The organism is Rhodococcus sp. OK611 (assembly GCF_003050885.1).
GTDB classification, from domain to species: domain Bacteria; phylum Actinomycetota; class Actinomycetes; order Mycobacteriales; family Mycobacteriaceae; genus Rhodococcus_G; species Rhodococcus_G oryzae.
Window position 1 is genome coordinate 248,114 of the sequence record NZ_QAOZ01000001.1, and the last position, 22,562, is coordinate 270,675.

The window sequence follows — 22,562 nt, forward strand, 5'->3', positions numbered from 1 at the left end:
CGCGCAGCGCCTACTTGTCGAAGGCATCCAGGATCTGGTGTGCGGCCAGCGCCGCCGTCAGCGAGCCGTCCCGCACCTGCTGCTCGACGTCATGCCGGATCGCCTTGACCTCCGGGTCGGTCTCGAGCCGGCGCAGCAGCTGGTCGTGCACCATCGACCAGGTCCAGTCCACCTGCTGCTGGTGCCGCTTGGCCTCGAGTTCCCCCGCGTCGCCGAGCACCTTGCGATGCCGGAGCACAGTGTCCCAGAACTTGTCCACGCCGTCGTTCTCCAGCGCGCTCATGGTCAGCACCGGCGGCTTCCAGAGCGCGTCGTGCGGGTAGATCAACCGCAACGCGCCCGCGAGCTCGCGTGCGGCGGCCTTCGCCTCGATCGCGTGCTTGCCGTCGGCCTTGTTCACCGTGACGATGTCGGCGAGCTCGAGCACACCCTTCTTGATGCCCTGGAGCTGGTCGCCGGTCCTGGCCAGGGTCAGGAAGGTGAAGGTGTCGACCATGTTCGCCACGGTCACCTCGGACTGACCGACGCCGACGGTCTCGACCAGGATCACGTCGTACCCGGCGGCCTCGAGCAGCACGATGGTCTCGCGGGTCGCCTTCGCGACGCCCCCGAGCGTGCCGGAGGTCGGGGACGGCCGGATGTACGCGTTCGGCTCCACCGACAGGTTCTGCATCCGGGTCTTGTCGCCCAGGATCGAACCGCCGGTGCGGGTCGAGGACGGGTCGACCGCCAGCACCGCCACCTTGTGACCGAGCTCGAGCAGGTGCATGCCGAGCGCCTCGATGGTGGTCGACTTGCCCACCCCCGGGACGCCGGTGATGCCGACGCGGATCGCGCCGCCCGCGTGCGGGAGCAGGCGCAGCAGCAGCTGCTGCGCCTGCTCCCGGTGGTCCGCCCTGGTCGATTCGACCAGGGTGATGGCCTTCGCGAGCTGTGCGCGCTTGTTCGCGAGCACGGCGTCGCCGAGGGCCGTCAGATCGAGGGCGGGCCTGTCAGCTGGCACTCAGATCGTGCCCCAACTGAGCGGCCAGCTTCTCCAGCAGGCCGGTGGCCGCGTCCGCGATCACCGTTCCTGGCGGGAAGATCGCGGCCGCGCCGGCCTGGTACAGCTCGTCGAAATCGCCGGGCGGGATGACGCCGCCGACCACGACCATGATGTCGGGCCGTCCCACCGCGGCGAGCGCCTCCCTGAGCGCGGGCACCAGCGTCAGGTGTCCGGCTGCCAGGGAGGAGACACCGACCACGTGCACGTCGGCGTCGGCGGCCTGGTTGGCCACCTCGTCGGGGGTCTGGAACAGCGGTCCCACGTCGACGTCGAAGCCGAGATCCGCGAACGCCGTGGCGATCACCTTCTGGCCTCGGTCGTGTCCGTCCTGGCCCATCTTGGCGACCAGGATGCGGGGGCGGCGGCCCTCCGAGTCGGCGAACTTCTCAACGAGTTCCGTTGCGGTGGCGATGTTCTCCGCCTTTCCGGCCTCGTCCCGGTACACACCACTGATGGTCCGGATCTCGGCCTGGTGACGCCCGTACACCTTCTCCAGCGCGTCGGAGATCTCGCCGACCGTCGCCATGGCGCGGGCCGCGACGACGGCGAGGGCCAGCAGGTTGTTCTCCATGCCGCCCTCGGTGGAGGCTGCGGCCCTGGTGAGCTCGGCGAGCGCGGCCTGCGTCGCGTCCTCGTCCCGCTCCGCCCGCAGTCGCTCGAGCTTGGCAAGCTGCTCGGCGCGCACCTTCGAGTTCTCGACCTTGAGCACCTCGATGCTGTCCGGCTCGTCCGGCACATACTTGTTGACGCCGACCAGCGGCTGGCGGCCGGAGTCGATGCGGGCCTGCGTGCGGGCCGCGGCCTCCTCGATGCGCAGCTTCGGGATGCCCTCGCCGATGGCCTGCGCCATGCCGCCTGCCGCCTCGACCTCGGCGATGTGCGCGCGGGCGCGGTTCGCCAGTTCGTTGGTCAGCCACTCGACATAGTGCGAGCCGCCCCACGGGTCGATCGGCCGCGTGGTGCCCGACTCCTGCTGCAGCAGCAGCTGGGTGTTGCGGGCGATGCGGGCCGAGAAATCGGTCGGCAGCGCGATGGCCTCGTCGAGCGCGTTGGTGTGCAGCGACTGGGTGTGGCCCTGGGTCGCGGCCATCGCCTCGATGCAGGTGCGCGGCACGTTGTTGAACACGTCCTGCGCGGTGAGCGACCAGCCCGAGGTCTGCGAGTGGGTGCGGAGCGAGAGCGACTTGCTGCTCTTGGGATCGAACTTGGCCACCAGTTCGGCCCACAGCAGTCGGCCGGCCCGCAGCTTCGCGACCTCCATGAAGAAGTTCATGCCGATTGCCCAGAAGAAGGACAGTCGCGGCGCGAAAGCATCGATGTCCATGCCCGCGTCGAGCCCGGCCCGGATGTACTCGACACCGTCGGCAAGCGTGTACGCCAGCTCCAGGTCGGCCGTCGCCCCGGCTTCCTGAATGTGATAGCCGGAGATGGAGATCGAGTTGTACTTCGGCATCTCGGCACTGGTGTACGCGAAGATGTCGGAGATGATCCGCATGGACGGCTTAGGCGGGTAGATGTAGGTGTTACGGACCATGAACTCTTTCAGAATGTCGTTCTGAATGGTTCCGGCCAGCTTGTCCGGCGTGACGCCCTGCTCGCCCGCCGCGGCGACGTAGAGCGCGAGGATCGGCAGGACCGCGCCGTTCATGGTCATCGACACCGACACCTGCGACAGGTCGATACCGTCGAAGAGCTGACGCATGTCGAGGATGGAATCGATTGCCACACCGGCCATTCCGACGTCACCCTGGACGCGCGGGTGGTCGGAGTCGTAGCCGCGGTGGGTCGCCAGGTCGAAGGCGACGGACAGACCCTTCTGGCCGGACGCGAGGTTGCGCCGGTAGAAGGCATTCGACTCGGCGGCGGTGGAGAATCCGGCGTACTGGCGGATGGTCCACGGCTGGTTGACGTACATCGTCGGGTAGGGCCCGCGCAGGAACGGGGCCGCACCGGGGAAGCTGTCGAGCGGGTAGCCCTGTGCCTGCGCCGCGTCTCGATCGGCCTGGGTGTAGACCGGCTTGACGTCGATGCCCTCGGGGGTCGACCACACCACCTGATCGGCGGTGTAGTGATTCGCCGCCGCGGCCTCCGCGATATGAGCGGTCGCCTCATCGGCGGTCGGCGCTTGCGGGGCCGGGAAGTCGGGATCCGTCAGCGGCACGTCGGCGAAGCTGCCGATCACGTGCTTGACCTCGCGGGTGGTCATTTCACTCCCAAGGTGTCGAGCAGGTCGGACAGCGCCGACACCGCATCAATACGGGCGGTGAGGAATCCGTCGGGACGGTCCTGGCCTTCCGCCTCGGCAAAGGTCTTCTCCGGACCGGCCAGCAGCACGGTGGTGATGCCCGCCGCGCGCAGCGCGTCCACCGCAGGTACGCCGTCGGCGACGTACCGCTTGTCGGTGCCGCAGAGCACCGCCACGGTGGTGTCCGCCTCGCGCACGATGCCCGCCACGGTCGCGAGGTCGAGGGTGCCCGGGTTCACGGCCTCGATGCCGCCGGACGCGAGCAGGTTCGAGGCGAAGGTGGTGCGGCCGTTGTGCTCGGCCACCGGGCCGAGCGCGGCGAGGAACACCTTCGGCCGGGAACCGTTGTCCGCCAGGTACCGGTCCGAGCGGTCCCGCAGGGCCTCGAAGGCCGCCGCGTAGCGGGCGACGTCGGCCAACGGCGACTCGGCGTCGACCGGAAGCGGCTTCTCGTCGAGGTTCGGGAACTCGTTGACACCCGTCAACGAGGTCTTGCGGTGGGCGATGTCGGACTCACGGGAGGTGCGGGTGGCCGCGACCCGATCGGCGATCAGGCCCGACTCGAGCGCCGCCGCGTAGCCACCGTCGGCCTCGATCTGCTGGAAGAACTCCCACGCCTTCGCCGCGATGGCGACGGTGAGGTCCTCGACATACCAGGAGCCGGCGCTGGGATCGAGCACTCGACCGATGTGGGACTCCTCGAGCAGCAGCAGCTGGGTGTTGCGGGCGATGCGGGCACCGAACGACTTCGACGTCTCCAGCGTGCCCTCGGGCACCGCCACGTCGAAGGGCAGCACGGTCACCGCGTCGGCACCGCCGACACCGGCGCCGAACGCGGCGAGGGTGGTGCGGAGCATGTTCACCCACGGATCACGCTGGGACATCATCGCGGCCGAGGTGACCGCATGCTGCGGCGCACCGCCGAACTCGGAGGCGCCGCAGACCTGCGCGATGCGGGCCCACAGCTGGCGCGCCGCGCGGAACTTCGCGATGGTCTGGAACTGGTCGTCGGTTGCGGCGAACCGGAACTCGACCTGACCGAGGGCGGCCGAGATCGTGATGCCTGCGCCCGTGAGCGCGCGCAGGTACTCCAGCCCGGCCGCGATGGCCGCACCCAGTTCCTCGGCGTCGCTCGCGCCCGCGTTGTGGAATGCGGTGCCGTCGACGGTGATGGCGCGGACCGTCTCGGCCCGACCGGCCGCGGTCCGTGCCAGCGCGACCGCGGTGGCCGGGTCGATGTCGCCGCGACCGGAGAAGGCACTGGTCAGCGGTGCGGCACCGAAGCTGACGGTGACCGCGGAGCGATCCGCGACACCATCGCCCGCGGCGGCGCGCTCGTCGAGCAGGGTGAGCACCGCCTCCGCGGCGGTGACCGTCTCGGCGCCCGCGTCGAGGGTCAGCGGCGCGAGGTCGAGCAGCACCCCGTCCAGGGCCTGCGCGACGGTCGCGGCGGGCAGGTTGTTACCGCCCGCGCTGAGCCAGATCGCGCTGATGCCGTTCTCGAGCCCGTCCAGGATCGTCTGGTTGGCCGCCTTCGGATCCGCTTCGCCCGCACCGAAACTGGCGCTGACGAGCCAGCCGCGGTTCACGTCGCGGTGGGCGTCGCGACCTCGAACGAAGGGGAACACACCCGGGAGGGTGGTTTCGGGGGTCTCGTCGCGCCGGGTGTACAGGGGCGCGACGGTCACACCGTCGTAGGTGGTGGTGTCGAGCAGCCGCTCGGGTTCGGCGGGCATGTCAGCCACATCGACCTTGCGGGCCTTCGCCAGCACCGCGGCCACAGCCTTCTGCCACTTCGCGTAGTCGCGCGCAGCGTCCTCGGCCTGTGAAGCGTGTGACACAGGAGCTTGTGACACGGTGTCTGCTTCCTCTCCATATTCGGACACAGTCATTGTTTCTGTGATGCTAGCCGCACCCTTTCGGCCACTATCGCCTGGATCACCTACCCTTCGGTAACCTCCACGCAATGAGCATTGCGAATGTCCGGACGGGCGCCGAGCGGAAGACGCCACAGGCCCTGTTCCGGGTCAGTCCGGCCACCCGCGACGGCGCGGTGAACCGGATGACGATGGACCTGGGCGCGCCCGAGCCACACGGCAGGACCGCGGCACTCGGGGTGCTGCTCGACGACTGCCTCGGTTTCACCATGTACGAGCGGCGCGGCGACCGGGCCGGGCTGGTCAGCGCCGACCTGTCCGTCGACTTCGTCCGGCCGACCGGCTGGACCGGGCCGCACCTGACCGCCGAGGGCAGGCTCGAGACCCGCGGCGAGGACGGCGCGATGAGTTCGGTGCGGGTGTTCGACGCCGCAGGCGAGCTGGTCGCCACCGGCACCGCCTGGGGCAACTTCGTCGACGGCGTCCAGCAGTCCCGCGACGAACGCCCGCTCGCACCCGCCGACGGATCCGGACCGACGATGACGCCGCTGGAGACGATCGGCGGCACCATCGAACGGACCGACCGCGGCGCACGGCTGACCGTGCCGCCGAACCGGTCGCTCGCCAACGCGCTCGGCGTGATGCACGGCGGCGTGCAGGCCTGCGCGTACGACCTCGCGGGCAACGCGGCCGCGGCCGGGTCGGCGGGCGCCATGGACACCAGTTCCCTGCGGATCAACTTCTTCCGGACCGTGCCGCTGGACCGCCCCGTCGTCTTCGAGGCCGAGGTGCTGCGCGCCGGACGCCGGGTCGCGGTGAGCCGGGTCACCTGCACCGACGCCGACGGCAGGGAGTGCGGGGTCGCGACGGTCACCTGCCGCCGCCCCGCGCCGAGTACTCTTGGCGAACGTGACCAGGCGCCTTCGTGATCCGAAGCTGATCGCCGGGCTGCTGGTCGTCGCGGCGCTGCTGGTCGCCGCACTGCTCGTGCCGCATCCGTCCATCGAGCAGGTTCGGGAGTGGGCGCGGTCCGTCGGCCCCGCATTCCCGCTGGTTTTCTTCGCCGTGCACGCCCTCGTCACGGTCGCCCCGGTCCCCCGCACCGTCTTCACGCTCAGCGCCGGGGTGCTGTTCGGGGCGGCGACCGGAATCCTGATCGCCGTCGCCGCGACCACCGTCAGCGCCGTGCTCGCTCTGCTGCTCGTGCGCGCCGTCGGACGCGACGCGTTCGCCTCGCGGATGACGCACCCGGCGATCCAGGCGATCGACGACCGGCTCGCCCGGCGGGGTTGGCTGGCCGTGGGTTCGCTGCGACTGATCGCCCCGGTTCCGTTCTCGGTCATCAACTACTGCAGCGGCGTGTCGTCGGTCCGGCTCCTGCCCTACATGCTCGCCACCCTGGCCGGAGTGCTGCCCGGCACCATCGGTGTCGTGGTGCTCGGCAACGCCCTCGGTGGCGATACCAACCCGGCCCTGCTCGCCTTCTCCGCGGTCTGCATCGCAATCGGCGTCTTCGGCCTGGTTCTGGATACCCGAATGGGCGTGCCGACCAGGAGCGACAGCGCCGATGTCAAGGCTGCACACTAGATCACGTCTAATCAAGTTATGAACCTTGACGTCATAGGATCCAGTTTCTAGCCTTGATAGATGTTCGTCATGACGGTCGACCAGCGTGGCAGCCGCCGCGACGTCGACCGCGTCGATCCGATCCTGCGCGAGTTCGCCGACGCACCGCTGCTACGCCCCTTCGAGCGCACCGCGGGCGACGAGGTACAGGCGGTGGCGGAGCGGGCCGATGTGGTCGTCGACCTCGCACTCGAACTGGCGACACGCGGGTACTGGAGCGTCGGGATCGGCGTCGGCCCCGTCGAGAGCCCCCTGCCCGCCAGCACCCGAGCCGGACGCGGGCAGGCCTTCGAGGCCGCAAGGGACGCCGTCGATCGCGCCAAGAACCTGCCCGGCTCGGTCGCCGTCACCGGGCCCGACGCCCCCTCCGCCGCCGATGCGGAAACCGCCCTCATGCTGGTGTCCGTCCTCGTGTCGAGGCGGTCCGAGCCGGGTCGGGAAGCGGTCGCCGCGATGCGGGAGGGACTCACCCAGGCCGAGGCCGCGGAGCGGCTCGGCATCAGCAAACAGGCCATCTCGCAGCGGTTGGCCGTGGCCGGATGGCAGGCGGAGTGCGCCGGACGCACCCTCGCCCTGCGACTTCTCCAGGAGGCCGCCCGATGACCACGCTCGCCCTGATCCTGCTCGGCCTCGCCGCGGTCGCCCCCGTGGTGCTCGCGAGCGGCCGGATTCGGCTGTGGATCAGCCCGACCATCGCGACGCTCGCCCTCGGCGGCGCCGCGCTCGCCGCCACCGCGACCCGGCCGTCACGGGATTCGCGCTCGGCGCGACCCTGGTACTCGCCGTCCTGGCCGCTACCACCGGCGGAGCACCGTTGGTACGCGCGGCATTTCGCATCGCCAAGCGTCAGGAGGATGCGGGACCGACGCCCGACACCGCCATGCTCTCTCCTCGCATCGCCGGTGAGGGCCCGCTGCGCGGCGGCCGGATCATCGGCGTGCTCGAGCGCAGCGCCGTCGCGGTGGCGATCCTGGCCGGCTGGCCCGAGGGCCTCGCGATCGTGCTCGCGGTCAAGGGCCTGGCGCGCTACCCGGAACTGCGCGAACCCCATGCGTCCGAACAGTTCATCATCGGCACCTTCACCAGCGTGCTGTGGGCGGTGGCGGTGTGCGGGGTCGCCAAGGCGCTCATCACTTAGACGCTGAAGCACCTAGACACTGAAGCACTCAGACGCTCAAGGACCTAGACCGTCGGCGCCAGGATCACCTTCCCCGTGGCGGCCCGCTTCTCGATCTTCTCGTGCGCCAGCGCGGCGTCGCCGAGTGGAAGGATCGAGTCGACCACGGGTGTGACGGTTCCGGCGGCCGCCCGCTCGAGGATCTCGGTCCTTGCCGCCGCGACACGCCCCAGCCAGGCCGGCCCGCCACAGCCCGTGAGCGTGAGCCCTCGCGGCATCAGGTCCGCGGACCCGATGGCCGCCGGGCGACCACTCAGCAACCCGTAGAACAGCATTCGGCCCGCCAGCGGGGTCATCAGATCCAGCAATTGCGCCGCGGACTCGCCGCCGATCGACTCGAACGCGACGTCGATGGTCGCATCGCCCAGGACGTCGCACACGCGGCCCGGCCATTCCGGGTCGGAGTGATCGATCACGTCGTCGGCGCCGAACGAGCGCGCCCGGTCGCGCTTGTCGGCTGCCCCTGCGGTCGCGAGGATGCGCGCCGCGCCGAACTCTCCGGCCAACTGCGTCAGGTACGCGCCGACTCCCGTCGCGGCGGCTTCCACGAGCACCACCTCACCGCCCCTCAGGTCAGCGGCACGCAGCAGGGTCAACGCCACCGCACCCGGCACCGCCACCGCGACCGCGTCGGTCAACGACAACCCCTCGGGGACTCGGACGGCCGCGGCGGCCGCGGCCACCACCCGCTCGGCGTAGGCGCCGGTGCCATCGGTCGTCGCGATCACCCGCGCGCCGATCATGCCCCGGTCGACGCCCGCGCCCACCTCGACGACCGTCCCCGCCGCCTCGCCCCCGAAGACGAACGGCGGGACGGCCGGCGACGGGAAGATCCCTGAGCGGAGCTGCGTTTCGGCGAAATGGACCCCGATCGCCTCGGCTCGGATCACCACCTCACCGACCCCGGGCTGCGGTGCGGGCACGTCCCGCTCGACGAGGACCTCGGGCCCACCGACCGATGTCATTACTATTGCCCGCATCGACACTCCCTAATTTGACCGCCGGTCCAGTTGTCGGACGAGAGTCACGTTATGGACCGAAGGTCAACTTGTCAACGGAGGTACACGGGTGGGTAGCGGATCAACGCGGGAGCGCAGCGACGCCGCCCGAAATCGGCGCGCGATTCTCGATGCGGCCAGTGAGCTCCTGAGCGAGTTCGGCGCCGAGAACGTCTCGATCGAGCAGATCGCCGCGGCGGCAGGCGTCGGCAAGGGAACCGTCTTCCACCGGTTCGGTAGCCGCGCCGGGCTGATGAAGGCCCTGGTCCTCGAGCGCGCGCACAACCTGCGCGACGCGGTCGTGAGCGGCGAGCCGCCGCTGGGACCCGGCGCGCCCGCAGCCGACAGACTGCTCGCGTACTTCGACGCGATGTTCCGACTGGTCGCGGACAACGTCGAGCTGATGATCGCCTACGACGACGCCACCCCCGACGCGCACACCGAGGCGATTCACGGATTCTGGTACGGGCACATCGCCGCTCTGCTCGCGGATGCCCGACCAGATCTCGACGCCGAGGCAGTGGCCCCGGTCCTGCTGGCAGCCATCAACCCCGACATGGTGCTCCACTACGTCCGCGACGGCGAGACCGAGCGTCTCGCGGCCGCCGTCCTCAGCGTCGTCGAATCGGTCGTCGGTCGACCCGCACCCACGCCGACCTGAGCGACCGCATCCGGCTACGCGGGCGGCAGCTGCCCACCCGGATCCGCCGGGCCCGCGGGCAGCTCGCCCGACTCGTGACGCTGCGGCTCGAGCTGGTGCTCGGGCACCAGTGAGGTGTCGACTGGTTGGCGCGCAACGGCTTCCGCCGCCGCGACCGCGCGCGCGACGGTCGGGTCCGCCTTCATCTCGAACCAGTCGGCGACCTCCGCCGAATCGTCCTCCGGCTTGGGCAGGTCCTCCTGGACCTGGCTCGGCTCGTAGCGGAACACCCCGTCCTCCCCCGGCGCCCCGAGGGTCCGCGCGAAGCCCTTCAGCGCATCCCCGAAGTCGCTCGGCACCAGCCACACCTTGTTCGCGTCGCCCTGTGCCATCTGCGGCAGGGTCTGAAGATACTGGTACGCAAGCAGTTCCGGCGTCGGCTTGCCTGCCTTGATGGCCGCGAACACCTTTTCGATCGCCTTCGCCTGGCCCTGTGCCTGCAGGTACTTCGCGGCCCGCTCACCCTGCGCACGCAGGATGCGGGACTGTCGCTCGCCCTCCGCGCTGAGGATCGATGCCTGCTTGGCGCCCTCGGCCGCGAGGATCCGTGACTGCTTGTCGCCCTCCGCGGTCTTGATGGCGGATTCGCGATGTCCCTCGGCGGTGAGGATCATCGCCCGCTTCTCGCGGTCCGCCTTCATCTGCTTCTCCATCGACTCCTGGATCGACGGCGGCGGGTCGATGCTCTTGAGCTCGACGCGGGCGACGCGCAGGCCCCAGCGGCCGGTGGCCTCGTCCAGCACCCCGCGGAGCTGCCCGTTGATCGAATCGCGGGAGGTCAGCGTCTCCTCGAGGGTCATGCCGCCGACCACATTGCGCAGCGTCGTGGTGGTCAGCTGCTCCACGCCGACGATGTAGTTGTTGATCTCGTACACCGCGGCCTGCGGGTTGGTCACCTGGAAGTAGACGACGGTGTCGATGTTCAGGGTCAGGTTGTCCTGGGTGATCACCGGCTGCGGCGGGAAGGACACCACCCGCTCGCGCAGGTCGACCTTGGCCCGGATCCTGTCCACGAACGGCACCAGGAAGGTGAGCTGGCCGGACACCGTCCTCGCGTAGCGGCCGAGCCGCTCGATGACGGCCGCCTCCGCCTGCGGGACCAGGGCGACCGACTTCGCCACCACGATCACCACCAGCAGCACGATCACGGCCAGAACGATCAATGCGGCCATTTAGGGCCCCCTCCATACGACGGCGGTCGCGCCGTCAATCTCCATCACGGTCACGGTCGTTCCTGGCGGATACACCTCGGAGCTGTCGAGCGGGCGGGCGGTCCACACCTCGCCCGCGAGCTTGATCTGGCCCGCGTGCTCGGCAACCTCCTCGAGCACCAGTGCATGCTTACCCGCAAGCGCCTCGACATTGGTGGGTACCAGCGGCGGCTTCGCGAAGCGGCGCAGCAACGCGGGCCGCACCCCGAGGACGAGTGCGAGCGAGACCACACCGAACACGACGGCGTCGACCCACACCGGCCAGTCGGTCACCGCGCTGACCCCGGCCGCGGCAAAGGCGCCGCCGGCCAACATCAGCAGGAAGAAATCCCCCGACAATGCCTCGGCCGCGGCCAGCAAAACTCCTGCTATCAGCCAGACAAGTGCTGCCACAACACCATCTAACCAGAGTTCCCCGCGAGTGCGGCCCGGGAAGCGACCGCGGGATCAGTCCGTGGCGGTGACGAAGTCGACCAGCCGCTCGACCGCGCCGATCAGCGGCGACTCCAGGTCGCGGAAGCTGGACACGGCGCCGTAGACGCGGCGCCACCCGTCCTGTGGGGTCCCCCAGCCCAGCTCGCGGCAGATTCCCGTCTTCCAGTCCTGCCCGCGCGGGATCTTCGGCCACGCCGCGATGCCGACCGCCTTGGGCCGCACCGCCTCCCACACGTCGATGTACGGATGACCGGTGACCAGCACGTGCGGTCCGACGTTCTGTGTCATCCGGGACTCCTTCGAGCCCTCGACCAGATGGTCGGCGAGCACGCCGACCCGCCGTCCCGGTCCCGGCCGGAACTCGGCCAGCCGGTCGGCGAGATTGTCGAGCCCCTCCAGGTGCTCGACCACGACGCCCTCGACCCGCAGGTCATGGCCCCAGACCCGCTCGACGAGCGCGGCGTCGTGGATGCCCTCCACCCAGATCCGGCTCGGCAGCGCGGTGCGGGCCTTCAGCCCCTCCACCCGGGTCGATCCGGACGCGGACCTGGTGGCCGCCGCCGGCTTCTTCGCGGCGGTCGGCCGCACCAGGGTCACCGGCTTGCCGTCGATCAGGAAGGCAGCCTCGCGCATGGCGAACAGTCGCGTCTGGCGTCGAGAGTCCTCGAGGCGCACGTAGTCGCCGTCGTACGTCTTCTCCATGCCGACCACCGCGCCGCAGTAGCCGGTCGCCGAGTCCTCGACCACGAGCCCCTTGTCCGCGGGGACCTTCGGGTACTCCGGCCGTCGGCTACGGGTGTGACCGGAGAAGATGTTTCCGCCGTACATGTCGCGTGCACTCACGGTCGACAACGCTAGGACACCGATTCGGTTGGTCGCCGCCCGCCACGCCGACCTATGCTGGAATACCGTGTCCTGTCCCAGCACCACCCTGACCATGTGGGCCGCGTCCTGGCTCGCGGGGGCCAGCTCCCCCGACGACGTCATCGACGCCGTCCAGTCCTGGGCGCCCATGCACCTGGTCGGGGCCGGCGACGCGGAGGTCGCGCTGCGCCTGGACCTGCCGTGGCCGCAACTCCAGGACAACGGACCGATCGTGCTGATGCGGATCGCCCGCACGCTGAGCGCCGAGGACCCGGACACCCAGCTCACCCTTGTGTTGCCCGCGCCGGGCGATGTCCGCGGGCTGCCCACGGGTACCGACTTCGCCGCGGCCGCCATCCACGCCGAGGAGGGCATCCTTGTCGGTGCCCCCGGCCAGCCGGGGGCCGGCATCGTGCCGACCGTGGAGGGGCCGGATGTGCTGCGCTGGACGGTTTTCCCGGTGCCGGTCATCCCGCAGCCCGTCGAACAGATGGGGCTGGGCGAGGCGGAGTTCGAGATGCGCAGCGCTGTCCGCGACGCCGCCGACACTCTCGCCTCGATGCGCGGCGGGTTCGCCGCCGACGACCGCGACCCGCGCGCCCGCGTCGCCGAGGCGCTCGAGGAGTTCTCGCACCACAGCTACCCCGAATCGACCCCCGATCGCGCGCTGCGCATCTTCGACACCGCCGACCAGGTGGCCGCGATCCTCACCGTCGCGGGCGAAACCGGACTCCGAGCGCAGACCGCCGCGGGCGTGGCGGCACGCGAGGAGACCCTCCGGCCGCTCTGGTCGACGATCCGGGCGGCCCGCCTGGGTGCGGTCGCCGCGACCGTGCGAGCAGCCAGGCCGCGGGTGTAGCCGGCCGCTATTTCGTGGCCGTCAGGTACGCGGGAGTCCGCGCCAGGTCCGCGAGGTCGTCGGGAAGATCCGGGACCTCCACACCGTAGGCCGCGGTGAGTTCGACCGGGCTGAACCGCCGCACGGTCCAGCCGTGGTCGGTCAACCACTGCGCCGGGTCGGCCCGTTCGTCGTCGTAGAACAGTGACGCGATATCGATGTCGTCCAACTGCTTGTCCCCGAAGTACTTGTCCCGCAATGCAAGGAACCGTTTCACGTCCGTCCCGGCACCGAATCCGTCGAGGGCGATCCGGCTGCCAGCAGCAGAGAGCCCGTCGATCCGCTCGAAGAGCGCATCGTGCGCGGCGCCGGGGAGATACGGCAGCAGGCCCTCGGCCGACCACGCACACGGCCGGCCGGGGTCGAATCCCCCGGCCTCCAGTGCGGTCGGCCAGTCCTCGCGCAGGTCGACGGCGACTGGCCTGCGGTCGACCTTCGGCCGGGCGCCGTGCGCGGCGAGCACGCCGGATTTGAAAGCCAGCACCTTCGGCTGGTCGACCTCGAAAACCGCCACGTCCGGCGCCCAGTCCAGTCGGTAGGCCCGCGCGTCCAGTCCGGCCGCGACGATCACCGCCTGCGCCACCCCGTCGGCGGACGCCGCGGTGAAGTACTCGTCGAAGAATCGGGTCCGCACACCCATGAAGCCAGGAAAGAAGAACGGCATCTTCTCGAGGGGGGACGGGTCGGCCAGCAGCCGGGTGAAGTGCTCGTCACCGGCCGCCTCCACGAACCAGCGCGCGAATCCGTCCGTGATCAGCGGATCGGGACGTTCCGATTCCAGCGCCCGGAAGGTCGCCACCCCCAATGCGGTGCGGCCCACGCTGCTCACGATGTCCCAGGTGTCTCCGTCGGTACGCATCAGCACCATCGCCTCTCCAGGTTCCGACGGTCCGAACACTACGCCGGTGTTCGCCGGCCCGACACCGTCGACGAGGTACGTCGACAACCTGCCGGGCCGAGGAGGAGGATCCTCGGTGATCAGTTCCGCGTCCTACAGCTGACCCCGCCCTGGTCGGCCTGCTCCATCTGTTTCGGCATCGGCATCGTCGACACCTCCAGGCTCGGCGAAGGGCTATCTCCGCCTGATCCGAGCGGTCAGCGCCGCGGCCTGCGCGGCGGCTCGCAGCACGCCACCGCACACAGGGCGCCGTTCGCGCCCGCCCCGTACAGCGGTTCCGATCCGAGCCGCTGCGGGGCGGCGCCGTCCGACTGCTCCCGCACCAGCGCCGAAACCAGCTGCGCGAAGCGCGGATCGGTGCCCGGCGTGCCGACCCGGACGTAACCAAGCCCGAGCTCGGCGGCCCTGTCCCTGGCCTCGGTGTCCAGGTCCCAGATCACCTCGAGGTGATCGGAGACGAAGCCCACCGGGCACACGATCACTGCCTCGGTGCCCGCCGCGGCCAGCGCGTCGAGGTGATCAGAGATGTCGGGCTCGAGCCACGGGATCTGCGGCGGACCCGACCGCGACTGCCAGACCAGGTCGAACTCCTCGACACCGACTGCATCCGCGCACAACCGGGCGGCCTCGGCCACCTGGCGGCTGTAGAGCCGGCCGCCGTCGGCGGGCGGACCAGCCGAGGCGTCGGCGGAGACGGGGATGGAGTGCGCGGTGAACACGAGCCGGGCCCCGGCGCGCCGGTCCGCGGGGAGCTGCTCGCGGGCCGCGACGATCGCCTCGGCGAACGCGGCGATGAGCAGGGGGTGGTCGTAGTACTGGCGCAACTTCACCAGCGCGGGCGCCCCGTCGCCGACCGCGGACCTCGCCCGCTCGATGTCCTCGTGGTACTGCCGGCAGCCGGAGTAGCCGCCCCACGCCGAGGTGGGGAACACCAGTGCCGAGCGGACACCGTCGTCGCGCATGCGAGCGACGGTGTCCTCGACCATCGGATGCCAGTTGCGGTTGCCGAAGTAGATCGGCAATTCGATTCCCGCACCAGTGAACTCGGACTCCACCGCGGCGATGATGTCGCGGTTGAGCCGATTGATCGGCGACACCCCACCGAAGTGCAGGTAGTGCTCGACCACCTCGTCGAGGCGCTCGGGCGGCACTCCCCTGCCCCTGGTCACGTTCTCCAGGAACGGGCGGACGTCGTCGGGCTTCTCGGGTCCGCCGAAGGAGAGCAGCAGCAGGGCATCGAACTCGGTGGTCATGGTGAGAGAGCTCGTACCTATCCGGCCATCGCGTGGAAGCCACCGTCGACGTAGATGATCGAGGCGCTGGTACCGGGCAGCCAGTCCGAGAGCACCGTGCAGACGCTCTTGGCGACGGGCGTCGGGTCATCGACGTTCCAGCCGATCGGTGCGACGTCGTCCCAACCCGTGTTCAGCCTGTCGAGCTCGGCACCCGGTCCGGTGCTGTCGCCCGCGATGGCCTTGGCGGCCAGGGTCTTGATCGGACCCGCGGCAACGAGGTTCGAGCGGATGCCACGGACGCCGACCTCCTTCGCCACGTAGCGGTTGACTGCCTCGAGGGTGGCCTTCGAGACACCCATCCAGTTGTAGAACGGCATCGCCCGCGACGGGTCGAAGTCCATGCCGACGATCGAGGCGTTGTCGTTGAGCACCGGCAGCAGTGCCTTCGCCAGCGACGCGTACGAGTAGGCCGACACCTCGAGTGCGGTCGAGATGTCCGACCACGGCGCGTCGAGGAAGGGTGCACCCAGGCCGGAGCGCGGAGAGAACGCGATGGAGTGCACGACGCCGTCGATGCCCTCGGGCGCGAGTTCACGGACGCGGTCCGCCAATGTCGCGAGGTGCTCATCGTCCTGCACGTTGAGCTCGATCGCAGGCGGCACCGGCTGCGGCAGGCGCTGCGCGATGCGGTCGATCAGCCGCAGCCGGTCGAACCCGGTGATGATGACCTTCGCACCCTGCTCCTGCGCCACCTTCGCGACGTGGAACGCGATCGACGAATCGGTGATGATCCCGGTGACGAGGATGGTCTTGCCTTCGAGCAGTCCGCCCATGTTTCTACTCCTGTGAATGAAAGTCGTTGGGTGCGTGATGTTTCGAGCGGACCTAGTGGCCCATGCCCATGCCGCCGTCCACCGGGATGACCGCACCGGAGACGTATGCGGAGTCCTCCGAGGCGAGGAAGCTGACCACGGCGGCGACCTCCTCGGCCTTGCCCACTCGCTGCAGCGGGATGAACTTCTTTGCCATCTCTTTCATGTCCTCCGGCAGATCGGCGGTCATGTCGGTCTCGATGAAGCCGGGCGCCACCACGTTCGCAGTGATCGACCGCGAACCCAGCTCACGGGTCACCGAGCGCGCCAGACCGATCACGCCGGCCTTGGAGGCGGCGTAGTTGATCTGCCCGGCCTGACCGGCCATGCCCACCACCGAACCGAGGAAGATCATCCGGCCCCAGCGGCCGCGCAGCATTCCTCGGTTGGCCCGCTTGGCGCAGCGGAAGGCGCCGGTCAGGTTGGCGTCGATGACGTTCGTGAACTGCTCCTCGCTCATCCGCATGAGCAGCGTGTCGTCGGTGATGCCCGCATTGGCGACCAGCACCTCGACCGGACCCTGGTGCTCCTCGACCTCGGTGAACGCCCGATCCACCGACTCCGCGTCGGTGACGTCGCACTTCACGCCGAACAGGCCCTCGGGAACCCCGGACCCACGGTGCGTGACCGCCACCTTGTGGCCGTCCGCCGCCAGACGCTGGGCCACCGCGAGGCCGATGCCGCGGTTGCCTCCGGTCACGAGCACGGAACGGGACGGAGAGGGGGTGTTCGACATGCGATCAACCTATCTGTTCGTGTACGCCGCATCGGCGTCGGTCGGTGGAATTGTGACGGGTCATGGCCCCGCTAGGGCAGGCGTTGGCGCAGAACCAGCGCCATGGCGAGCCCCGCCGTTGTGCACAGCACCCCGAGCACGAGCCAGGGCCTGCTGGCGTCGCCCCTGGTCGTCTCGAACCCGATCTGTTCCTCGAGGGTGTCGTAGACCTTGCGCAGTTCCTCGAGGCTGGACGCCGTGAAGAAACTACCTCCGGAGAGGTTCGCGATCTCGCGAAGCGACGGATCGTCGACCGGGACCGGGATCCGCTCGTCCTCGATGTCGACGGTGCCGTAGGTGGTGCCGAACGAGATCGTCGAGATCGGCACGCCCTTCTCCTTCGCCTCCCGTGCGGCGGTGTAGCCGCCGCGCGGGGCATCGGGGTCGTCGGGGACGGTCTGTTTCCCGTCGGAGAGGAGCACGATCCGCGCGGGCGGCGCCTGATCCCCGCCGCCAAGGACCGCGCCGAGCGTCTCGATCGACTGCAGCGAGGTGAAGATGGCCTCGCCGGTCGCCGTGCGTTCGCTCAGCTTGAGGTGGTCGATCGCGGTCTTGGTCTCCTCGCGATTGATGGTCGGCGAGACCAGGACCGAGGCGGTACCCGCGAACGCGACGAGCCCGAGGTTGATCCCGGGCGTCAGCCCGTCCGCGAAGTCCTTCGCGGCGGCCTTGGCGGCGTCGAACCGGGTCGGCTCCACGTCGGTGGCCTTCATCGACAGCGAAACGTCGATCACCATGATCACGGTGGCCCGGTTCCGCGGCACCCGCTTCTCCGAGGTCGGGCCTGCGAGCGCCACCGTGAGCAGCAACAGTCCGCACAGCACCAGCGCGGTGGGCACGTGCCGGTACCGTCCTGGCCGCGACGGGGCGACCTTCTCGAGCAGCTCGAGGTTGGAGAACCGGAGCAGATGCTTGTGCCTGGTGCGCTGGACGAGGACGTAGGCGACGGCGAGGGCCGCCACCACCACGAGGAACGCCAACCACAGGGGGGACGCGAAATCAGCGAAGCTCACTGGCGCGGCACCCGATTCACCCGAGCACCATAACTGTGTCGGCGCGACGCCACGAAGCGAACGACATCGGCGATCCAGTCCCGGTCGGTGCGCAGCGCCAGGACGGGAGCGCCGCACCCCCGCAGCGTGTGCTCGACGGCGCGGCGGTGCTCCTGCGCGGCCGCGGCGAAGTCGGCACGCAGTGAGGTGCTGGTGTGGAATTCCCGGGTCCGGCCCGTCTCCGGGTCGTGCAGCACCACGTCTCCGACATCCGGCAGCTCCAGGTCACGGGGGTCGAGGACCTCGATACCCAGCAGGTCGTGCCTGCCGGACAACGCGCGCATCGACCGCTCCCAGTCGAGCGGACCGAGGAAGTCGCTGATCACCACGGCGAGCCCGCGTCGGCGCTGCGGTCGGCGCAGCGACTCGATCGCACCGCGCAGGTCGCCCCGCACCCCGTCCGGGGCGTGCGGGGTGGTCGCGATCTTCCGGAGCATCGCCTGCGCGTGCAACCGGCCGCCGCGCGCGGGGATGCGCACGGTCCGTTCGCCGGTCGCGACGATGGCGCCGATCCGGTTGCCGCCCCCGCTGGTGAGGTGGGTGACGGCGGCCGCGGCGGCCACCGCCAGGTCGCGCTTCTCGGCCCCGGTCGTCCCGAAGTCCAGGCTCGCGGACAGGTCGACGACCAGCCACGTCTCGAGCTCGCGATCGGCGACGGACATCCGCACGTGCGGATGCGTCGTCCTCGCGGTCACCGACCAGTCCATCTGGCGAACGTCGTCGCCGGGCTGGTACTCGCGGGCGTCGCCCGATTCGGTGCCCGGCCCCGGGATCAGCCCGAGGTGCTCGCCGTGCAGGACACCGTCGAGCCGCCTGCGGACCGTCAGCTCGAGAGTGCGCAGGGCCGCGGACAGCTCCGGGTTGCGCAGCTCGCCCGAACGGAACGAGGGCAACGCGCCGCCGTCACGATGAGCCGGGGCGCTCACCGCTGCTGGCCACCGACCGACGCGGTCGGGTCGGCGACAGCCTGTTGCTGCGGCGTGCCGTTGGACTGCGGGGCCGCCTGCGGGGCGACCACTCCGTTCGGCGCCTGCGCGGGCGGGGCGACCGGCTGGGCCGCGACCTGCGGGAGACCGACGCTCTGCAACACCCGGGTGATGACGTCGTCGGGTGAGACGTCGTCCGCGAGGGCGTCGTACGAGAGCACCAGGCGGTGGCGGAGCACGTCCGGGATCACCTCGAGCACGTCCTGCGGCACCACGTAGTCACGTCCGCGCATCAGCGCGAGGGCGCGTGAGGCGGCGATGATGCCGAGCGTCGCGCGCGGCGAGGCGCCGTACGCGATCCACCCGGCCACGTCGGTCAGGCCCAGATCGGCGGGGGTACGGGTGGCCGCGATGACGCGGACCACGTAGTCCACAAGGGCGTGGTGCACGAAGACCGCGCTTGCGGCCTTCTGCAGGCGGATCAGCTCGGCGGGATCCAGGATCGGCTTCGGCTCGGGAGCCGCGACACCCATCCGGTAGACGATCTCGCGCTCCTCCTCCACGGACGGGTAGTCCACCAGGATCTTGAACAGGAAGCGGTCGCGCTGCGCCTCGGGCAGCTGGTAGACGCCCTCGCTCTCGATCGGGTTCTGGGTCGCCATCACCAGGAAGGGCTCCGGCATGGGGAACGTCTTGCCGCCGATGGTGACGTGGCGCTCGGCCATCACCTCGAGCAGTGCCGACTGGACCTTCGCGGGGGCCCGGTTGATCTCGTCGGCGAGCACGAAGTTCGCGACGACGGGACCGAGCTCGGTGTCGAACTCCTCCCGGCCCTGCCGGTAGATCCGGGTACCGACCAGGTCGGTGGGCACCAGGTCCGGGGTGAACTGCACGCGGGAGAACGAACCGCCGACGACGGTCGCGAAGGTCTCCACCGCCAGGGTCTTGGCGACGCCGGGCACGCCCTCGAGGAGCACGTGCCCCTTCGCGAGGAGTCCCACGAGAATGCGCTCGACCAGCCGGTCCTGCCCGACGATCACTCGCTTGACCTCGTAGATCACCTTCTCGAGGATCTGCACGTCCGTACTGCCGGTTGCCCCGTCAGCTGAGGTCACCAAGAATCCACCGCTTTCACATCGATCGCCTCGATCCGCCTCCGTGTCCCGGAATGCGGTCAGGTCGCTACACCATTCGGACCACGTACGGGGTCATGCCGTCCCAGCGCACCGGCGACACCTTGACGATGGAACCGGACTGCGGCGCCTCCAGCATCTCCCCATTGCCAAGGTACAGCGCAACATGCTGACTGGCGTTCGGTCCATAGAAGATCATGTCGCCGCGTCGCATCTCCGAGGACGGAACCTGCTCGCCCGCGGTGTACTGATAGCCGGTGTAGTGCGGCAGCGAGACGCCGATGCCGGCGAAGGCGTAGATCATCAGGCCCGAGCAGTCGAAACCGACCTTGTTGAAGTCGCCGTAACTGTCCGCCACGCCACCGTCACGGATACCGAGGGTCGGCCCGTTCTCGTCGCCGCCGCCCCAGGCGTAGGTGACACCGAGCTGCGACATCCCGCGGTCGATCACGGTCTCGACGGCGGCGCTGCCGGTGACAGCCGGTTTGGGCTTGCTCGGCTTCGGCTTCGGCTTGACCGGCTTCGTGGTGACCGGCGGCGACTCCTCGGACTCCTCCGACGCTTCGGACTCGGCCTCCTCGGATTCCGAGTCGACGGTGCCCGATTCCTCGGTGCCGTAATCGGTCGCGGTGTCGTCCTCGATCTGGGTGTGCGGGCGCTGTCCCGTGGCGAGCTCGCGGGCCCGGTCCTTCGCCGCCTGGTTTGCGGCGACGCGCGCCGCGGCCGCGGCCGCGACCTCTCGGGCAGCGGCCGCCGCGGCGGCGATCGCGGCCTGCTCGGCGGCCCGCTGGGTGTCCCAGTTGACGAACGCCTGACGCTGGCTCTGCAGCCCGGATACGTTCTCCCTTGCCGCCGCGAGCGCGGACTCCGCCGACGACTTCTGCGCCTCGATCGCGGCCTTCTTGCCTGCCTGCTCGGCCAACGCGGACCTCGCGACCGAGATGGCGTTCTCGGCGTCGGACTTGCGGGACTCGGCCGCGACTGCGGCGACATCCGCCTGTTGCTTCGCCTCGCGGGTCGACGAATCCTTGTTCGCCTGTTCGGTTCTCGCGCGTTGCAGCGCGTCCATCACCGAATTCTTGTTGGTGGCGAGGATCTTCATCACCTGGGCGCGGTCGAGCACGTCCCCTGGCCCCTGCGATCCCAGGAACGACGCGAAGGACGCGAGCCCGGTGCCCTGCTTGTACGTTCTGGCCGCGAACTCGTCGAACCTGGTCTGCGCCAACTCGATCTGGGCGCCCGCGTCCCGCAGGGCCTGCTGGCTGATGCCGACCGCACCCGCGGCCGCTGCGGCCGCGTCACGGGACATCTGCAGGTCGACCAGCGCCTTGTTCACCTGCTCACGCTTGATCGCGACCTCATCGTCTAGCGCGCGCAACTGCTGGTCGGCGGCGGCCACGTCGTTGATGAGGGTGCTGACCTGACCGACGCGCTCGTCGACGCCCTGGCCGGCCTGTTGCAGTTCGGATTCGCTCGGATTCGGCGGTGGCGGCGGCACTGCGGCGGCCAGTCCAGGGGTTCCCGTGACCAAGGAGGCCACTATCGCCATTCCGATGAGCAGTTGTGCACTACGAGTCCTCGTGCGCGGTGCCCTTCGCCTCACAGGTCTCTCCCTCGGTTCTCCACCGAGCCGGACGGATCAGCGCTCAGCTCGGTCGTACCCGCACAGGGAAGACGCGCAAGCTCGGCAGCACACGACGTCAACAGGCCAACGTCGAACTCGCGCCACTTGCGTGGCCATGCTGCTCAAAGCGACACTTCTTCCCCATAAGTGCCAAAAGTATCGTACGACACAATGCCCACTAGTGGAACTCTAGTCACAAGAAGAACACTGGTTCGCACACCCACGGGGCGCCGTGAGCTGCGGGTTTGTCGAATCGGTTGCGAAAGATATTCGCGGAGTTGGGATTTCTCGCGGCGGACGGATCGATTCCGAGGCGGCGCGGAGGGCCACCCGAATGAGTCGGCTTATCGAGCGTCGACGTCGCCGTCGACGGTGGCCGCCGAACGCCGTGAGCGCGCCCAAAAGCTCACCGCGGCAACGCCGCCGACCAGCAGCACCAGCGCCGCCGTAATGAGCCCGTACGGCGGGTCCGGCCGCGTGATCGCGCCGAGGAAATTGTCGGCCGAGGCCACCGCGTTTCCGGTGTACGCCTTGTCCTGCGCGTCCTCCACGGTGACCCGGCTGAGGGTGTCGCTGTAGGTACCCACCCAACTCGGGCTCAGCACCAGCACGGTGCCGCCCTCCTGCTTGCCCACCTCGGTCGCGATGTCCCGCAGTTGCGAATCCCGCACCGGGTTCGCCGCAAGCACGACGACGCTCAGCTCGACCCCGTCCTGCTCGGCCCGGACCACGACACTCCTGAGCCCGTCCACATCACTCGCGGGCGCCGACACCCCGTCGTCCTGGACGTCGGCCAGGATCGCGTCGATGCCGATATCGGGGGGGACGTCAGCCAGGACCGGACGAAACACAGAGGTGAGAGCAGCAGGCATCTTTCATCCGGATCGGGTCGAGGGATATGCAGCGGTTACGGGTACGACGGCATGGGGACCATCGCTGCTGACCCGATGCACATTACGTGACACTCGTCG

The 22,562-nt window shown here is 69.7% G+C and carries 21 protein-coding genes and 1 pseudogene; 6 read left to right on the forward strand and 16 right to left on the reverse strand.

The genetic code is table 11. The features are described from left to right. Positions 1 to 10: 10 nt before the first annotated feature. Genes meaB through mutA form a run of 3 tightly spaced genes read right to left on the reverse strand, consistent with a single transcriptional unit; the run spans position 11 to position 5,131 of the window. The gene (gene meaB, locus C8K38_RS00940) at positions 11 to 1,003 is read right to left on the reverse strand and encodes a methylmalonyl Co-A mutase-associated GTPase MeaB (RefSeq protein ID WP_097209812.1); all 993 of its coding nucleotides are present in this window, start codon (positions 1,001 to 1,003) and stop codon (positions 11 to 13) included. Next, a complete protein-coding gene (scpA, locus tag C8K38_RS00945) occupies positions 993 to 3,251 on the reverse strand; it encodes a methylmalonyl-CoA mutase (protein ID WP_097209813.1) in 2,259 nt (752 codons plus the stop codon). Before scpA ends, meaB begins: the two co-directional genes overlap by 11 nt. Next, the gene (gene mutA / locus C8K38_RS00950) at positions 3,248 to 5,131 is read right to left on the reverse strand and encodes a methylmalonyl-CoA mutase small subunit (RefSeq protein ID WP_097209814.1); all 1,884 of its coding nucleotides are present in this window, start codon (positions 5,129 to 5,131) and stop codon (positions 3,248 to 3,250) included. Before mutA ends, scpA begins: the two co-directional genes overlap by 4 nt. Before the next feature lie 125 nt (positions 5,132 to 5,256). Here mutA and C8K38_RS00955 point away from each other — a divergent pair, with 125 nt between their 5' ends. The 4 genes and pseudogenes from C8K38_RS00955 (at position 5,257) to C8K38_RS00970 (ending at position 7,931) form a co-directional block, all read left to right on the forward strand. Next, positions 5,257 to 6,096 carry a PaaI family thioesterase gene (locus C8K38_RS00955; protein ID WP_097209815.1) on the forward strand — a complete coding sequence of 280 codons (840 nt, stop codon included), beginning with the start codon at positions 5,257 to 5,259 and terminating at the stop codon, positions 6,094 to 6,096. Beyond that, positions 6,077 to 6,754 carry a TVP38/TMEM64 family protein gene (locus C8K38_RS00960; RefSeq protein WP_097209816.1) on the forward strand — a complete coding sequence of 226 codons (678 nt, stop codon included), beginning with the start codon at positions 6,077 to 6,079 and terminating at the stop codon, positions 6,752 to 6,754. Before C8K38_RS00955 ends, C8K38_RS00960 begins: the two co-directional genes overlap by 20 nt. Before the next feature lie 60 nt (positions 6,755 to 6,814). Continuing rightward, entirely contained in the window at positions 6,815 to 7,396 is a 582-nt protein-coding gene (locus C8K38_RS00965; RefSeq protein ID WP_097209817.1) for a helix-turn-helix domain-containing protein, read from the forward strand. Next, positions 7,393 to 7,931: pseudogene (locus C8K38_RS00970) on the forward strand (hypothetical protein). Before C8K38_RS00965 ends, C8K38_RS00970 begins: the two are co-directional and overlap by 4 nt. A 44-nt stretch (positions 7,932 to 7,975) precedes the next feature. Here the strand turns inward: C8K38_RS00970 and C8K38_RS00975 are convergent. Next, the gene (locus C8K38_RS00975; RefSeq protein ID WP_097209972.1) at positions 7,976 to 8,950 is read right to left on the reverse strand and encodes a quinone oxidoreductase family protein; all 975 of its coding nucleotides are present in this window, start codon (positions 8,948 to 8,950) and stop codon (positions 7,976 to 7,978) included. Positions 8,951 to 9,038: 88 nt separating this feature from the next. Between C8K38_RS00975 and C8K38_RS00980 the strand changes: the two genes are divergently transcribed. Continuing rightward, positions 9,039 to 9,629, forward strand: a complete 591-nt coding sequence (locus tag C8K38_RS00980; RefSeq protein ID WP_097209818.1) for a TetR/AcrR family transcriptional regulator — start codon at positions 9,039 to 9,041, stop codon at positions 9,627 to 9,629. A 14-nt stretch (positions 9,630 to 9,643) separates the two neighbouring features. Here C8K38_RS00980 and C8K38_RS00985 read toward each other — a convergent pair whose 3' ends face one another. The 3 genes from C8K38_RS00985 to C8K38_RS00995 are packed head-to-tail and all read right to left on the reverse strand — an operon-like array spanning position 9,644 to position 12,157. After that, positions 9,644 to 10,840: an SPFH domain-containing protein gene (locus tag C8K38_RS00985; protein ID WP_097209819.1), complete on the reverse strand. Its 1,197-nt coding sequence runs from the start codon at positions 10,838 to 10,840 to the stop codon at positions 9,644 to 9,646. Further along, entirely contained in the window at positions 10,841 to 11,272 is a 432-nt protein-coding gene (locus tag C8K38_RS00990) for an NfeD family protein (protein WP_097209820.1), read from the reverse strand. Positions 11,273 to 11,326: 54 nt separating this feature from the next. Then, positions 11,327 to 12,157, reverse strand: coding sequence for a DUF3097 domain-containing protein (locus tag C8K38_RS00995; protein ID WP_257016970.1), 831 nt, complete (start codon positions 12,155 to 12,157; stop codon positions 11,327 to 11,329). 67 nt (positions 12,158 to 12,224) lie between these two features. On the opposite strand from C8K38_RS00995, the gene C8K38_RS01000 reads away from it, so the two are divergent. Next, entirely contained in the window at positions 12,225 to 13,037 is an 813-nt protein-coding gene (locus tag C8K38_RS01000; protein ID WP_097209822.1) for a hypothetical protein, read from the forward strand. 7 nt (positions 13,038 to 13,044) lie between these two features. Here the strand turns inward: C8K38_RS01000 and C8K38_RS01005 are convergent, their stop codons facing one another. The 9 genes from C8K38_RS01005 to C8K38_RS01045 all read right to left on the reverse strand — a co-directional run bounded on the left by C8K38_RS01005 (position 13,045) and on the right by C8K38_RS01045 (position 22,442). Then, on the reverse strand, positions 13,045 to 13,935 hold the full coding sequence (locus tag C8K38_RS01005; RefSeq protein ID WP_097209973.1) for a class I SAM-dependent methyltransferase: 891 nt from the start codon (positions 13,933 to 13,935) through the stop codon (positions 13,045 to 13,047). A gap of 236 nt (positions 13,936 to 14,171) precedes the next feature. Further along, entirely contained in the window at positions 14,172 to 15,227 is a 1,056-nt protein-coding gene (locus C8K38_RS01010; RefSeq protein ID WP_097209823.1) for a ferrochelatase, read from the reverse strand. A 17-nt stretch (positions 15,228 to 15,244) separates the two neighbouring features. After that, the gene (gene inhA, locus C8K38_RS01015) at positions 15,245 to 16,042 is read right to left on the reverse strand and encodes an NADH-dependent enoyl-ACP reductase InhA (protein ID WP_097209824.1); all 798 of its coding nucleotides are present in this window, start codon (positions 16,040 to 16,042) and stop codon (positions 15,245 to 15,247) included. 52 nt (positions 16,043 to 16,094) lie between these two features. Then, positions 16,095 to 16,817 carry a 3-oxoacyl-ACP reductase FabG1 gene (gene fabG1 / locus C8K38_RS01020; protein WP_097209825.1) on the reverse strand — a complete coding sequence of 241 codons (723 nt, stop codon included), beginning with the start codon at positions 16,815 to 16,817 and terminating at the stop codon, positions 16,095 to 16,097. A 71-nt stretch (positions 16,818 to 16,888) separates the two neighbouring features. Next, positions 16,889 to 17,869 (reverse strand): VWA domain-containing protein, encoded by a 981-nt coding sequence (locus C8K38_RS01025; protein ID WP_097209826.1) that lies wholly within the window; start codon positions 17,867 to 17,869, stop codon positions 16,889 to 16,891. Then, the gene (locus tag C8K38_RS01030; RefSeq protein ID WP_097209827.1) at positions 17,866 to 18,834 is read right to left on the reverse strand and encodes a DUF58 domain-containing protein; all 969 of its coding nucleotides are present in this window, start codon (positions 18,832 to 18,834) and stop codon (positions 17,866 to 17,868) included. The genes C8K38_RS01025 and C8K38_RS01030 overlap by 4 nt, the downstream gene beginning before the upstream one ends. Then, a complete protein-coding gene (locus tag C8K38_RS01035; RefSeq protein WP_373560213.1) occupies positions 18,831 to 19,949 on the reverse strand; it encodes an AAA family ATPase in 1,119 nt (372 codons plus the stop codon). The genes C8K38_RS01030 and C8K38_RS01035 overlap by 4 nt, the downstream gene beginning before the upstream one ends. 67 nt (positions 19,950 to 20,016) lie before the next feature. Next, positions 20,017 to 21,516 carry an NlpC/P60 family protein gene (locus tag C8K38_RS01040; RefSeq protein WP_097209829.1) on the reverse strand — a complete coding sequence of 500 codons (1,500 nt, stop codon included), beginning with the start codon at positions 21,514 to 21,516 and terminating at the stop codon, positions 20,017 to 20,019. A gap of 419 nt (positions 21,517 to 21,935) precedes the next feature. Then, positions 21,936 to 22,442 (reverse strand): Rv1476 family membrane protein, encoded by a 507-nt coding sequence (locus tag C8K38_RS01045; RefSeq protein ID WP_258195845.1) that lies wholly within the window; start codon positions 22,440 to 22,442, stop codon positions 21,936 to 21,938. Positions 22,443 to 22,562 lie beyond the last annotated feature (120 nt).

Excerpts from the sequence above, each read along its gene's own strand:
- C8K38_RS01010 (WP_097209823.1), bottom strand. The coding sequence starts at position 15,227 with ATGACCACCGAGTTCGATGCCCTGCTGCTGCTCTCCTTCGGCGGACCC.
- C8K38_RS00985 (WP_097209819.1), bottom strand. The coding sequence starts at position 10,840 with ATGGCCGCATTGATCGTTCTGGCCGTGATCGTGCTGCTGGTGGTGATC.
- inhA (WP_097209824.1), bottom strand. The coding sequence starts at position 16,042 with ATGGGCGGACTGCTCGAAGGCAAGACCATCCTCGTCACCGGGATCATC.
- C8K38_RS00975 (WP_097209972.1), bottom strand. The coding sequence starts at position 8,950 with ATGCGGGCAATAGTAATGACATCGGTCGGTGGGCCCGAGGTCCTCGTC.
- C8K38_RS01005 (WP_097209973.1), bottom strand. The coding sequence starts at position 13,935 with ATGCGTACCGACGGAGACACCTGGGACATCGTGAGCAGCGTGGGCCGC.
- C8K38_RS00955 (WP_097209815.1), top strand. The coding sequence starts at position 5,257 with ATGAGCATTGCGAATGTCCGGACGGGCGCCGAGCGGAAGACGCCACAG.
- scpA (WP_097209813.1), bottom strand. The coding sequence starts at position 3,251 with ATGACCACCCGCGAGGTCAAGCACGTGATCGGCAGCTTCGCCGACGTG.
- fabG1 (WP_097209825.1), bottom strand. The coding sequence starts at position 16,817 with ATGTCGAACACCCCCTCTCCGTCCCGTTCCGTGCTCGTGACCGGAGGC.
- C8K38_RS00965 (WP_097209817.1), top strand. The coding sequence starts at position 6,815 with ATGTTCGTCATGACGGTCGACCAGCGTGGCAGCCGCCGCGACGTCGAC.
- C8K38_RS01040 (WP_097209829.1), bottom strand. The coding sequence starts at position 21,516 with ATGGCGATAGTGGCCTCCTTGGTCACGGGAACCCCTGGACTGGCCGCC.